At 70.4% G+C, this 13001-nt stretch carries 10 protein-coding genes; 6 read left to right on the top strand and 4 right to left on the bottom strand.

Going from position 1 to position 13001, the window contains the following annotated elements; all coding sequences use genetic code 11:
• Positions 1 to 40: 40 nt before the first annotated feature.
• From NGF19_RS03060 to NGF19_RS03045, 4 genes are all read left to right on the top strand, one after another.
• Positions 41 to 985, top strand: coding sequence for an RluA family pseudouridine synthase (locus NGF19_RS03060; RefSeq protein ID WP_252421956.1), 945 nt, complete (start codon positions 41 to 43; stop codon positions 983 to 985).
• A 121-nt stretch (positions 986 to 1106) separates the two neighbouring features.
• Complete coding sequence (locus tag NGF19_RS03055; protein ID WP_252421955.1) at positions 1107 to 2693, top strand: Na+/H+ antiporter; 1587 nt, start codon at positions 1107 to 1109, stop codon at positions 2691 to 2693.
• An 83-nt stretch (positions 2694 to 2776) separates the two neighbouring features.
• Entirely contained in the window at positions 2777 to 3517 is a 741-nt protein-coding gene (locus NGF19_RS03050; protein WP_252421954.1) for an SDR family NAD(P)-dependent oxidoreductase, read from the top strand.
• Positions 3518 to 3564: 47 nt separating this feature from the next.
• On the top strand, positions 3565 to 4134 hold the full coding sequence (locus NGF19_RS03045; protein ID WP_252421953.1) for a dienelactone hydrolase family protein: 570 nt from the start codon (positions 3565 to 3567) through the stop codon (positions 4132 to 4134).
• A gap of 110 nt (positions 4135 to 4244) precedes the next feature.
• Here the strand turns inward: NGF19_RS03045 and NGF19_RS03040 are convergent, their stop codons facing one another.
• The 3 genes from NGF19_RS03040 to NGF19_RS03030 all read right to left on the bottom strand — a co-directional run bounded on the left by NGF19_RS03040 (position 4245) and on the right by NGF19_RS03030 (position 7284).
• Positions 4245 to 5057, bottom strand: coding sequence for a thioredoxin domain-containing protein (locus NGF19_RS03040; protein WP_252421952.1), 813 nt, complete (start codon positions 5055 to 5057; stop codon positions 4245 to 4247).
• A 92-nt stretch (positions 5058 to 5149) separates the two neighbouring features.
• Positions 5150 to 5842, bottom strand: a complete 693-nt coding sequence (locus tag NGF19_RS03035; RefSeq protein ID WP_252421951.1) for a hypothetical protein — start codon at positions 5840 to 5842, stop codon at positions 5150 to 5152.
• Positions 5843 to 5967: 125 nt separating this feature from the next.
• Positions 5968 to 7284 (bottom strand): DUF2252 domain-containing protein, encoded by a 1317-nt coding sequence (locus NGF19_RS03030; protein WP_252421949.1) that lies wholly within the window; start codon positions 7282 to 7284, stop codon positions 5968 to 5970.
• A 401-nt stretch (positions 7285 to 7685) separates the two neighbouring features.
• Between NGF19_RS03030 and dnaE the strand changes: the two genes are divergently transcribed.
• Entirely contained in the window at positions 7686 to 11225 is a 3540-nt protein-coding gene (gene dnaE, locus NGF19_RS03025; RefSeq protein ID WP_252421947.1) for a DNA polymerase III subunit alpha, read from the top strand.
• Positions 11226 to 11359: 134 nt separating this feature from the next.
• Here dnaE and NGF19_RS03020 read toward each other — a convergent pair whose 3' ends face one another.
• Positions 11360 to 11536 carry a hypothetical protein gene (locus NGF19_RS03020; protein ID WP_252421945.1) on the bottom strand — a complete coding sequence of 59 codons (177 nt, stop codon included), beginning with the start codon at positions 11534 to 11536 and terminating at the stop codon, positions 11360 to 11362.
• Positions 11537 to 11758: 222 nt separating this feature from the next.
• Between NGF19_RS03020 and NGF19_RS03015 the strand changes: the two genes are divergently transcribed.
• Positions 11759 to 12973, top strand: coding sequence for an NYN domain-containing protein (locus NGF19_RS03015; protein WP_252421943.1), 1215 nt, complete (start codon positions 11759 to 11761; stop codon positions 12971 to 12973).
• Positions 12974 to 13001 lie beyond the last annotated feature (28 nt).

Below are 13001 nucleotides of genomic sequence, written 5' to 3'. Positions count from 1 at the left end.
CCCTGTCCGGGGTGCCGGCGCCGTCCGGCATACTCGACGGGTGAGCACGCTTCCCGAGATCCGTACCCTGCCCGTGCCCGACGGCCTGGAGGGCGAGCGCGTCGACGCCGCCATCTCCCGCATGTTCGGCTTCTCCCGTACGAAGGCGGCCGAGCTGGCCGCGGCGGGCAAGGTGCTGGTCGACGGCACGGCGGTCGGCAAGTCCGAGCGCGTGCACGGCGGCGCCTGGCTCGAGGTGGAGATGCCGCAGGCGCCCGCGCCGGTGCAGGTGGTCGCCGAGCCCGTCGAGGGCATGGAGATCGTGCACGACGACGATGACGTGGTCGTGATCGTCAAGCCCGTCGGCGTCGCCGCGCACCCGTCGCCCGGCTGGTCCGGCCCCACCGTGATCGGCGGTCTCGCCGCCGCCGGGTACCGCATCTCGACCTCCGGCGCCGCCGAGCGCCAGGGCATCGTGCACCGCCTCGACGTGGGCACGTCCGGCCTGATGGTCGTGGCCAAGTCGGAGTACGCGTACACGTCGCTCAAGCGCCAGTTCAAGGAGCGCACGGTCGACAAGCGGTACCACACGCTCGTCCAGGGCCACCCCGACCCGACCAGCGGCACCATCGACGCGCCCATCGGACGCCACCCGAACCACGACTACAAGTGGGCGGTCACGGCCGAGGGCAAGCCCTCCGTCACGCACTACGACCTGATCGAGGCGTTCCGCTCGGCCTCCCTGCTCGACGTCAAGCTGGAGACCGGCCGCACCCACCAGATCCGCGTCCACATGTCCGCGCACCGCCACCCCTGCGTCGGCGACCTGACGTACGGCGCCGACCCGACGCTCGCCAAGCGGCTCGGCCTGACCCGCCAGTGGTTGCATGCCGTCCGGCTCGGCTTCGAGCATCCGGGGGACGGGCGGTGGGTCGAGTTCGAGAGCGCCTACCCTGCCGACCTGCAGAAGGCGCTGGACACGGTGCGCGAGGAGAGCTGGCGGTAAGCCGCCGTATATGCGGCGGGCAACTCCCTACCGGCCCTGGGGCGCCAAAAGGCCGGTGGGGCGGGGTGACGTGGCAGTCTTGAGCTCCCTCGTGTGATCGTCCGACCTCGCGGAGCTGGCCGTGGCTCAGTTGGCGCTGTTGCTTCTGATGCTGCTCGGGGCCGTGGTGAGCGTCCCGGTCGGGGACCGGCTCGGGTTACCGGCACCGGTACTGATGACCCTGCTCGGGATGGCGCTCGCGCTGATGCGGTTCGTCCCGAACGTCAACATCCCGCCCGAGCTGATCCTGCCCGCGCTGCTGCCGCCGCTGCTGTACGCCGCGGTGCGCCGGACCTCATGGCGGCAGTTCGCGGCCAACCGGCGTCCGATCTTCCTGCTGGCCGTGGCCCTGGTGTTCGTCACCACCGTGTGCGTGGCCGCCGTCGCGCACACGATCGTGCCGGGGCTGCCGGTCGCGGCGGCGATCACGCTCGGCGCGCTGGTCGCGCCGCCCGACCCGGTCGCCGCGACCGCCGTCGCGGGCCAACTCGGGCTGCCCCGGCGCCTGGTGTCGATCCTGGCGGGCGAGGGCCTGTTCAACGACGTGACGGCGATCGTGCTGTACCACGTGGCGATCGCCGCCGTCGCGAGCGGGACGTTCTCCCTGCCGCACGCCGCGCTCGAACTGGCGCTCTCCGCGCTGGTCGCCCTCGCCATCGGGCTGGCCCTCGGCTGGGCCGCCAACCGGCTCCTCGACCTGCTCGGCGACGCCACCCTGCAGATCAGCCTGACGCTCCTGCTGCCGTACGCGTCGTACGTCCTGGCCGAGGCGCTGCACGGTTCCGGTGTGCTGTCCGTGCTGGTCACCGCGCTGTTCCTGGCGGAGTACGCCTCCGACCCGGACGACGTGATGATGCGGCTCGCCGGGCACACGTTCTGGGACGTGGTGGACACCCTGGTCACCGGCGTCGCGTTCGGGCTGATCGGGCTGGAGCTGCACAACGCGACCCGCACCGCGGCCGGGCGCTGGGGCGAGATGCTCGGCTGGGCCGCCGCGGTGGTCGCCGTCGTGGTGCTCGTACGGCTGCTGTGGCTGCTGCCGGCAACCTGGCTGACCAAACGGCTGCACGCCCGCCGGGACTACGACGAGGACATCCCGATGACCTGGCGCGAGTCCGTCGTGATGTGGTGGTCGGGGATGCGGGGCGTGGCGTCGGTGGCGCTGGTCCTGGCCATTCCCCTGACGACGAACGACGGGTCGCCCTTCCCGGACCGCGACGAGATCGTCTTCATCGCGTTCGGGGTGATCATGTCGACGCTCGTCCTCCAGGGGCTCACCCTGCCCTGGCTGGTGAAGCTGCTCGGGGTACGGGGCGACACGGAGAGCGAGAAGGAGTTCGAACGGACGCTGGCGATCCGCGCGGCCAAGGCGGCGAGGCACCGGCTCAGGGAGATCGAGGAGGTCGAGGAGCTGCCGGAGGAGCTGACCGAGCAACTGGTGCGGCGGGCCTTCGACATCGGTGTGCGCATCAGCCCCGACCTGGGCGAGGAGGAACGGCGGGAGGCGTACGAGCAGCGCGCCCGGCGCGTGAAGCGGCTGCGCGGGATCCAGCAGGAGATGCTGAGCGCGGCACGGCACGAGGTACTGGCGGCGCGCAGCGAGCCGGGGGCCGACCCGGAGGTCGTCGACCGGGTACTGCGCCATCTGGACGTACGCAGCCTGCGCTGACACCGCGTCCGCGACGCCCCGAGACCGCTCCGGGGGCGGGCGAATGCGGCCGTCCGGCCGGGACTCCTCAGTACGATCGCCTCGTGGCGCGCAATGTGGTGATCAGTGGCGGCGGTACGGGCATCGGGCTCGCGGCGGCGCGGGCCTTCGCCGCGGACGGGGACCAGGTCCTGCTGGTCGGGCGGCGGGCGGAGGTGCTGGAGAAGGCCTCGGTGCCGGGCTCGCTCTCCTACGCGGCCGATCTGAGCGATCCGCACGCCGTGGGCGGGCTCGCCCGGTTCGTGGCCCAGGAGCTGGGCACCGTGGACGTCCTCGTCAACAACGCGGGCGGCAGCGGACGGCTGGAGCCCCAGGCCGCGACCGAGGACCCGCTCGAAGCCGTCGCGCACGCGTGGTCCCTCGCCTTCCGGCAGAACGTGCTGACCTCGGTCCTGCTCACCCAGGCGCTGCGGGAGCGGCTCGCCTGCCCCGGCGGGCGCGTGCTCTTCCTCAGCTCGATCGCGGCCTACCGCGGCTCCGGCAGCGCGGCGTACGGCGCGGCCAAGGCCGCGTTGCACCCGTATGTCTTCGCGCTGGCGCGGGAGTTGGGGCCGCGCGGCATCACGGTGAACGCGGTCGCGCCCGGCTATGTCGAGGACACCGAGTTCTTCGGCGGTCCGATGGACCCGGCGCGGCGCGAGCAGCGCATCGCGGAGACGTCCACCGGCCGCGCCGGGACGCCCGGCGACATCGCCCGGACCCTGCACTGGCTGGCGTCCCCCGGCGCCGGGCACATCACCGCGCAGGTGATCCAGGTCAACGGCGGGGCGGAACGCGGGCACTGACCGCACCGAGCGTCCCGAGCGTCCCGCCGGGCTGGCACCATGGCCTCATGAACATCATGCTCTTCCACTCGACGTACGGACTGCGGCCTGCCGTCCGGGCCGCCGCCGACCGGCTCCGTGCCGCCGGGCACGAGGTGTGGACCCCCGACCTGTTCGAGGGCCACACCTTCGAGACGGTCGAGGAGGGCATGGCCTTCAAGGACGGGATCGGCAAGGACGAGCTGCTCAAGCGCGCCGTCCTGGCGGCGGCGCCGTACTCGGAGCGAGGGCTGGTCTACGCCGGGTTCTCGTTCGGTGCCGCCACCGCGCAGACGCTGGCACTCGGTGACGACAAGGCGCGCGGACTCCTGCTGCTGCACGGCACCTCGGACATCGCGGCGAACGCCTCGGTGGACGGCCTGCCGGTGCAACTGCACGTCGCCGAGCCGGACCCCTTCGAGACGGACGACTGGCTGAGCGCCTGGTACCTCCAGATGGGCAGGGCGGGCGCGGACGTCGAGGTCTACCGGTACGCGGGCGCCGGCCACCTCTACACCGACCCCGATCTGCCGGACTACGACGAGGAGGCGGCCGAGGCCACGTGGAGGGTGGCACTCGGCTTCCTCGAGAGCCTGTAACGGACGAAGAGGAGCCTGTAACAGGCGAAGAGACGAAGAGAAGAGCGGGCGAACCGGAGGAGTTCGCCCGCTCTTCGACTGTGGGACCGCTCAGCCCCGTACGGCGACGGTCAGCCCTTGAGTGCCTTCTCGATCGCCGTGTTGAACTCGGCCACGGTCATCGGCGTGTTCTGCCCGTCCCCGCCCGTCAGCGTCTTGCCGTCCATCTTCAGGGTCGGTGTGCCCTGCACCCCGCTCTTGTCGAACTTCTTGGACATCTCCAGCGCCCACCGGTCGAAGGTGCCGCCCTTCACGGCCTTCTCGAACGAGGCGTTGCCCTTGAGGGCGGGCACGGTGTTCGCGATCTTGAGCAGGTAGGAGTCGTCCTTGAACTTGTCGTCGGTCTCCTCGGGGTGCCACTTGGTCGAGTAGAGCGCGGCCTTGTAGTCGAGGAAGGCCTCGGGGCTCACGTTCAGCGCGGCACCCAGGGAGCTGAGCGCGTTCTTGGAGCCCTCGCCGTTGGAGGCGTTGTCGATGAACGAGGCGCCTATGAACTGGACCTTGTACTTGCCGTCGTCGATGTCCTTCTTCATGGTCGGACCGACGGCTTGCTCGAGGTGGGCGCAGATCGGGCAGCGCGGGTCCTCGTAGATCGCCAGGGTCTTCTTGGCCTCGTCCTTGCCGATGACGACCGTGGTGCCGTCCTTGCCGGTGGTGTTGGCCGGCTTGACGAGCTTCTGGTCCTTCACGCTCTCCCAGTAGCCGGGCTTGCTGTTCTGCACCACGGCGTAGCCGATGCCGCCCGCGACGGCCAGGACGGCGACGACGCCCCCGGCGACGACGAGCTGGCGCTTGACCTTGTCGCGCTTGGCCTGCCGCTCGCGCTCCAGGCGCAGCCGCTCACGGGCCGCCGTCTTCGCCGCCTGGGTGTTCCGCTTGCTCATGATGATCTCCATGGGGACGCGCGCACAGGGGTGCGCGGGAAGTGGGGGTTGCTGCGTACGGGTACGCAGGGGGATGTCCGGTGCTCGGTGCCTCAGAAGCAGGCGACCGAGGACGGCGGACCCCGCAGTCCCAGGGAGTGTGCGAACAGACGGGGGCGGACGACGGCGACGCGGTACGCGGGACGCGGCATCCGGCGGACCGGGGCGAGCAGCCGTACCGTCACCGCCGCGAAGGCGACCAGCAGCGGCCGGACCGTCGACGAGGCTGCTGCCGCCGCCGCGCGCAGCAGTTGGGCCAGCGCCCGCTCGCCCCGGCGCAGCCAGGCGGTCGCGAGGAGCCCCACGCCCACATGGGCGGCGAGCAGCAGCCAGGCGGTGGCCGGGTCGGCGTCCGCGAGCAGCGCGGCGACGCGGTCGGTGCCGGGGCTGGTGGCGAACGGGGTGCCCACGCTTCTGCCGCTGCACAGGAGGTCCAGGCCGACCGAGCGCAGCGGGCCCGTGACCGGGCCGCCCGCGCTGCCGTAGCAGGTGTGCTGGCCCGTGGTGAACACCGTGTCGGCGGCCAGCTCCAGCGGGATCAGCAGGGCGGCGATGCGGCCGAAGCCGCGCTCGCGGCCGGCCAGCGCGTACGCGACGACGAAGACGGCGGTGGCGACCGCGGCCACCGTCCCCAGCGGCAACGGGACCTCGGACAGCAGCACGTGCGACGCGGTGCTGAGCGTCACGACCACGGTCGTGAACAGCGCCGCGCGCACGGCTCTGAGCTGGATCCCGGAGATGTCCATAGCGGCACGAGTGTCCCACGTGCCGCCGTAAGAGCCCCCTAAAGGGTCGCTATGTGTTACGGGAGCGTTGTGGTCGTGGGGAAGTGATGTTGTGGCCGGGGGGGGAAGTGATCCGGTGCGGCGGGTCACAGACCGGGGATACGGCCGCCCCGGACCAGGTCGACGAAGAGCTGGTGGTCCTCGCGCACCTGTGCCGCGTACGCGTGCGCGAAGTCCACCAGTCGGCCCGCGAAGCCGGCCTCGTCGGCGGCGATCGCGGCGTCGATGGCCCGCTCCGTGGAGAAGGGCACCGGTGAATCGCCGGAACGGTCGTCGGCCGCCGCGTGCAGAGCCGCGGTGGCCCGGCCCAGGTCGGCGACCACCGACGCGATCTCCTCGGGGTCGTCGAGGTCGCTCCAGTCGAGGTCCACGCGGTAGGGCGAGACCTCCGTGACCACCCGGCCCGCGCCGTCCAGTTCGGTCCAGCCGAGCCACGGGTCGGGGTGCGTCTGGAGGGCGCGCCGGGCGGTGACCGTGCGGTGGCCCTCGTGCGAGAAGTGGCCGCGGATCGCCGGGTCCGTGATGTGCCGGGAGACCGCCGGGGTGGCGGCCTGCCGGATGGAGATCACCACGTCGTGCTCCAGGGCGTCGCTGTCGCCCTCCAGCAGGATGTCGTACGAGGGGAGCCCCGCCGGGCCGAGGCCGCGGCGGCCGACGACGTCCTTCACGCGGTAGGACTCCGGGCGCGCGAGCGACGCGTCCGGGAGCGTCTCCAGATAGCCGTCGAAGGCCGCGAGGACCTTGTAGCGCGTGGCCGCGTCCAGCTCGATGGAGTCGGCGTCCGCGGTGAAGCGGCGCTCGTCGCGGACCTCGGTCAGCGCGTCCAGGAGGGAGGAGCGGGTCAGCGTGCGGGCCACGCGCAGCGTGTCCAGCAGCGGCCCCTGGGCGGTGTCCAGCGTGAAGGGCGGCACCTCGTCGCTCTTGGCGCCCGTCGCCATGGCATGGACCCGTTCGCGGTAGGCCGTCGCGTAGGCCTCGACCAGGCCGCCGATCCGCTCGTCGCCGAGCGCCTTCGCGTACCCGAGCAGGGCCAGCGAGGCGGCGAACCGCTTCAGGTCCCAGGTGAAGGGGCCGACGTACGCCTCGTCGAAGGAGGTCGCGCCGAACACCAGGCGGCCCGTGGCGTCCAGACCGCTGCCGAAACTCTCCGTGTGCAGGTCGCCGTGGATCCACACGCGCGAGGTGCGGTCGTCCAGGTAGGGGCCGCCGCGCTTCTCGGCGTCGAGGTCGTGGTAGAAGAGGCAGGCCGTGCCCCGGTAGAACGCGAGGGGCGAGGCCGCCATCCTGCGGAGCCGCGCGCCGCCCGCGGCGGGGTCGGTGGCGAGCAGCTCACCGAAGGCGGTGTCGAGGACGGCGCGGATCTCCTCGCCGCGTTGCCCGGCGCTGCGCTGCGGAACCGACATCGCTCTGCCTCCAGATGCGGTGGTGCTGTGACGATCGGATACGGGTGGTGCGTGACGATCGGAACGATCTTCCGCCCCCTTCCAACGGACGACGGTACGCGCGAGTGCCCCGGACCCCGGCGCGCGGACACGGGGGACGGGGCGCGTGTCCGGCGGACGAAGACGCGTACGAAGGCGGACGAAGACACGTACGAAGGCGTACGAGTCACGGGCGGCGGGTCCCCTCGATCCCACCGCCGATCCGACCACAACCGTCACGGTCTTCGCATCGGACCACTCGCGTCGGCATAGACTTCGGGGCTGTCCCCTCTGGCTGCCCGCAGCCCGCGGGACCCCCGTCGAGGTACGCCCGCGCGGCGCCCGACCCCGTCCTGTGCCTGACCTACCTGGAGGCTCCAGCCGTGTCAAAGCCGCCGTTCACGCACCTGCACGTCCACACCCAGTACTCGCTGCTGGACGGTGCCGCGCGGCTGAAGGACATGTTCAATGCCTGCAATGAGATGGGCATGACACACATCGCCATGTCCGACCACGGCAACCTCCATGGCGCGTACGACTTCTTCCACTCCGCGAAGAAGGCCGGGATCACCCCGATCGTCGGTATCGAGGCGTACGTCGCCCCCGAGTCGCGGCGCAACAAGCGCAAGATCCGGTGGGGCCAGCCGCATCAGAAGCGGGACGACATCTCGGGTTCGGGTGGATACACGCATAAAACGATCTGGGCCGCGGACAAGACGGGGCTGCACAACCTCTTCCGGCTCTCCTCGGACGCGTACGCCGAGGGCTGGCTCCAGAAGTGGCCCCGGATGGACAAGGAGACCATCGCCCAGTGGTCCGAGGGGCTCATCGCCTCCACCGGCTGCCCCTCCGGCGAGGTGCAGACCCGGTTGCGCCTCGGCCAGTTCGACGAGGCGCTGAAGGCCGCCGCCGACTACCAGGACATCTTCGGCAAGGGCCGCTACTTCCTGGAGCTGATGGACCACGGCATCGACATCGAGCACCGGGTCCGCGACGGCCTGCTGGAGATCGGCAAGAAGCTCGGCATCCCCCCGCTGGTCACGAACGACTCGCACTACACCTACGCCCACGAGGCCGGGGCCCACGACGCCCTGCTGTGCATCCAGACCGGCAAGAACCTCTCCGACCCGGACCGCTTCAAGTTCGACGGCACCGGCTACTACCTGAAGTCCACGGACGAGATGTACGCCATCGACTCCTCGGACGCCTGGCAGGAGGGCTGCCGCAACACCCTCCTGGTGGCCGAGCAGATCGACACCACGGGCATGTTCGAGAAGCGCGACCTCATGCCCAAGTTCGACATCCCCGAGGGCTACACCGAGGTCACCTGGTTCAAGGAGGAGGTCCGCCGCGGCATGGAGCGCCGCTTCCCGGGCGGCATCCCCGAGGACCGCCAGAAGCAGGCGGACTACGAGATGGACGTCATCATCTCGATGGGCTTCCCGGGCTACTTCCTCGTGGTCGCCGACTTCATCATGTGGGCCAAGAACAACGGCATCGCGGTGGGCCCCGGCCGAGGCTCCGCGGCGGGCTCGATCGTCGCCTACGCCATGGGCATCACCGACCTCGACCCGATCCCGCACGGTCTGATCTTCGAGCGGTTCCTCAACCCCGAGCGCATCTCGATGCCCGACGTCGACATCGACTTCGACGAGCGTCGGCGCGTCGAGGTCATCCGGTACGTGACGGAGAAGTACGGCGCCGACAAGGTCGCCATGATCGGCACGTACGGCACCATCAAGGCCAAGAACGCGATCAAGGACTCCGCGCGCGTACTGGGCTACCCGTACGCGATGGGCGACCGCATCACCAAGGCCATGCCCGCCGACGTCCTCGGCAAGGGCATCCCGCTGTCCGGCATCACCGACCCGAATCACCCGCGCTACTCGGAGGCGGGCGAGGTGCGCGGGATGTACGAGAACGAGCCGGACGTGAAGAAGGTCATCGACACCGCCAAGGGCGTCGAGGGCCTGGTGCGGCAGATGGGCGTGCACGCGGCCGGCGTGATCATGTCCAGCGAGACGATCACCGATCATGTGCCGGTCTGGGTCCGGCACACCGACGGCGTCACCATCACCCAGTGGGACTACCCGAGCTGTGAGTCGCTCGGCCTGCTGAAGATGGACTTCCTCGGCCTGCGCAACCTGACGATCATGGACGACGCCGTCAAGATGGTGAAGTCCAACAAGGGGATCGACATCGATCTCCTCAGCCTCCCGCTGGACGATCCGAAGACCTTCGACCTGCTCCAGCGCGGTGACACGCTCGGCGTCTTCCAGTTCGACGGCGGCCCCATGCGCTCGCTGCTGCGGCTGATGAAGCCCGACAACTTCGAGGACATCTCCGCCGTGTCGGCCCTGTACCGGCCGGGCCCGATGGGCATGAACTCCCACACGAACTACGCGCTGCGCAAGAACGGCCAGCAGGAGATCACGCCGATCCACCCGGAGCTGGAGGAGCCGCTCAAGGAGGTCCTGGACGTCACCTACGGCCTGATCGTCTACCAGGAGCAGGTGCAGAAGGCCGCCCAGATCATCGCGGGCTACACGCTCGGCGAGGCCGACGTGCTGCGGCGTGTGATGGGCAAGAAGAAGCCCGAGGAACTGGCGAAGAACTTCACCATCTTCCAGTCCGGCGCGCGCGGCAAGGGCTTCAGCGACGAGGCGATCCAGGCCCTTTGGGACGTGCTGGTCCCGTTCGCCGGGTACGCCTTCAACAAGGCGCACTCCGCCGCGTACGGACTGGTCTCGTACTGGACCGCCTATCTGAAGGCCAACCACCCCGCCGAGTACATGGCCGGTCTGCTGACCTCGGTCAAGGACGACAAGGACAAGTCGGCCGTCTACCTCAACGAGTGCCGCCGCATGGGCATCAAGGTGCTTCCGCCGAACGTCAACGAGTCCGAGCAGAACTTCGCCGCCCAGGGCGACGACGTGATCCTCTTCGGCCTCTCCGCCGTCCGTAACGTCGGCACCAACGTCGTCGAGTCGATCATCAAGTGCCGCAAGGCCAAGGGACGGTACACGTCCTTCCCGGACTACCTCGACAAGGTCGAGGCGGTGGTCTGCAACAAGCGCACCACGGAGTCGCTGATCAAGGCCGGTGCCTTCGACACCATGGGCCACACCCGCAAGGGGCTGACCGCGCAGTACGAGCCGATGATCGACAACGTGGTCGCGGTCAAGCGCAAGGAGGCCGAGGGCCAGTTCGACCTCTTCGGCGGCATGGGCGACGAGCAGAACGACGAGCCCGGCTTCGGTCTTGACGTCGTCTTCACCGACGAGGAGTGGGACAAGACGTATCTGCTCGCCCAGGAGCGGGAGATGCTCGGCCTCTACGTCTCCGACCATCCGCTCTTCGGCCTGGAGCACGTGCTGTCCGACAAGGCCGACGCGGGCATCTCGCAGCTCACCGGCGGCGAGCACGCGGACGGCGCGGTCGTGACCATCGGCGGCATCATCTCGGGCCTGCAGCGCAAGATGACCAAGCAGGGCAACGCGTGGGCGATCGCCACCGTGGAGGACCTGGCCGGTTCCATCGAGTGCATGTTCTTCCCGGCGACCTACCAACTGGTGTCCACCCAACTCGTCGAGGACGCCGTGGTGTTCGTCAAGGGCCGCCTCGACAAGCGCGAGGACGTCCCGCGGCTCGTCGCGATGGAGCTGATGGTCCCGGACCTGTCGACCGCGGGCACCAACGCGCCCGTCGTGCTCACCATCCCGGCCATGAAGGTCACCCCGCCGATGGTGAGCCGCCTCGGCGAGATTCTCAGCCAGCACAAGGGCGACAGCGAAGTACGGATCAAGCTCCAGGGCCCGAGCAGGACGACCGTCCTGCGGCTGGACCGGCACCGGGTGAAGCCGGACCCCGCGCTCTACGGCGACCTCAAGGTCCTGCTCGGCCCGTCCTGCCTGGCGGGGTGAACGCCCGGAGCTCGCCCGCCGGGTGATCTCCGGGAGCGGCAACGCGCGTGAGGGGCGCACCCGTTACGGGTGCGCCCCCGCGTGTGTCCGGGGACCGGCGCCCCGCTGACGCGTCACGCGCCCGTGTCCGGGCCTCAGTTGTGGCCGAAGCGCTTCCCCTGCTTACGGGAGACATCCGACGAACCGCCCGGCTGCGTGATCGAGGGCTGGTGCCCCTCCGGCGCGGACCTCTCGGCCTGCTCCTGGCTCCTCTCGCTCTGCGAGGAGCGGCTCTGCGAGGCGGACTGCTTGCGGTTCTTGTTCTTGGCCATGGTGATGCCTCCTGTGTGGGGTCTTGGGGCCAGGGCCGGGACCAGATTCACACAAGCCGACAACAGGCGCATGTCGGACAATTACCGTGCGTGACAAGGCTCGTCGGGGCGATCTGTCCCGATACGCCACGCCGAAGATCGAGTTCGGGCCGTTAACCTCGCCGTGGTCGGGCAGACTCGAAGCAAGCCCGAAGCAAACCTCCCGGAAAGAGGGTGGATCGCGTGGACCGCTGCATCGTCCTGGTGGACGCCGGGTATCTGCTAGGGGCCGCCGCCAGCCTGCTCGCCGGGGAGCCCTCCAGATCGCGCATCACCGTCGATCACGCCGCCCTCATCCAGGCCCTGCGCGAGCGCGCCGAGTCCGAGACACAGCGCCCCCTGCTGCGTATCTACTGGTTCGACGGCGCCCCTGACCGGCTGCCCCAGCCCGAACACCGCAGGCTGCGCGTGATGCCCCGAGTGACCGTGCGCCTAGGCGCCCTGACCCGTACCGACGGGCGGTGGGCACAGAAGGGCGTCGACGCCGCCATGCACGCCGAACTGACCGAACTGGCCCGCAACCGCGCCTGTTCGGACATCGTGCTCGTCACCGGCGACGGGGATCTGCTCCCCGGCATGATGGCCGCGAAGGAGCACGGCGTCGCCGTCCATCTGTGGGCCGTCCAGGCCGCGGACGGCGACTACAACCAGTCCGAGGACCTGGTCGCCGAGGCCGATGAGCGCCGGGTGCTCGACCGCGTCTGGATCACCAGAGCCGTCCGGGCCAAGGAACTGGGCGGTGTGTGCGCACCCCCGCCGGCACCGCGCCCGGAGATCGCCGCGATCCTGTCGGCCCCGCTGCCCGAGGGGGGCCTCACGGCCACCGCGGAACGGCCCGCCGAGGAGCCGGAGGGCGCCGCCTCGGCCACCGCGCAGAACGGCACGCAGGAGCGGCTGCCCGCGGCCAAGGGCGTACCGACCCCGAAGGACCTGGCCGCCCTGCGGGCCCCCGGCGCGCAGACCGCGCAGCAGCCCGCCGGGGCGACCCTGCGCTGGTCCTCCGACAAGGGCTGGGTGGACCGGCCCACGACGGCCGAGTCGCCGGAGGCCGCCTTCCTGCCGACGCTGGCCCAGTTGACGAGCGCCGAGCAGCGGTGGGCCGACCGCGAGGAGGACATCACCACGGTCGGCGGTGATCCGTACGAGGTCGGGCAGGTCTTCGCGCGCCGCTGGATCGAGCGGCTCACCGACCCCCCGCACCTGACGAGGCTGTCGGGCATGTACCCGCGCATCCCGCACCGCATCGACGGCGAACTGCTGCGCTACGCCGCCCGGTTCGGGCTGCTCGCGCACAAGGACGACCAGATCGACGAGCACGACCGGTACGCGATCAGGGCGGGCTTCTGGCGGGAGATCGACCAGCGCACGGCCGCGGAGCACGCGCCCGTCGGCGAGTAGGGCCTGCCGTCACGTTCCCGTCGTCGCC

The sequence above is a fragment of the Streptomyces macrolidinus genome (assembly GCF_023887685.1).
Lineage (GTDB): Bacteria > Actinomycetota > Actinomycetes > Streptomycetales > Streptomycetaceae > Streptomyces > Streptomyces macrolidinus.
Note: the sequence above shows the minus strand (reverse complement) of the source record. Positions and strands in the feature narration are given on the sequence as shown.

Excerpts from the sequence above, each read along its gene's own strand:
- NGF19_RS03045 (WP_252421953.1), top strand. The coding sequence starts at position 3,565 with ATGAACATCATGCTCTTCCACTCGACGTACGGACTGCGGCCTGCCGTC.
- NGF19_RS03040 (WP_252421952.1), bottom strand. The coding sequence starts at position 5,057 with ATGAGCAAGCGGAACACCCAGGCGGCGAAGACGGCGGCCCGTGAGCGG.
- NGF19_RS03035 (WP_252421951.1), bottom strand. The coding sequence starts at position 5,842 with ATGGACATCTCCGGGATCCAGCTCAGAGCCGTGCGCGCGGCGCTGTTC.
- NGF19_RS03030 (WP_252421949.1), bottom strand. The coding sequence starts at position 7,284 with ATGTCGGTTCCGCAGCGCAGCGCCGGGCAACGCGGCGAGGAGATCCGC.
- NGF19_RS03020 (WP_252421945.1), bottom strand. The coding sequence starts at position 11,536 with ATGGCCAAGAACAAGAACCGCAAGCAGTCCGCCTCGCAGAGCCGCTCC.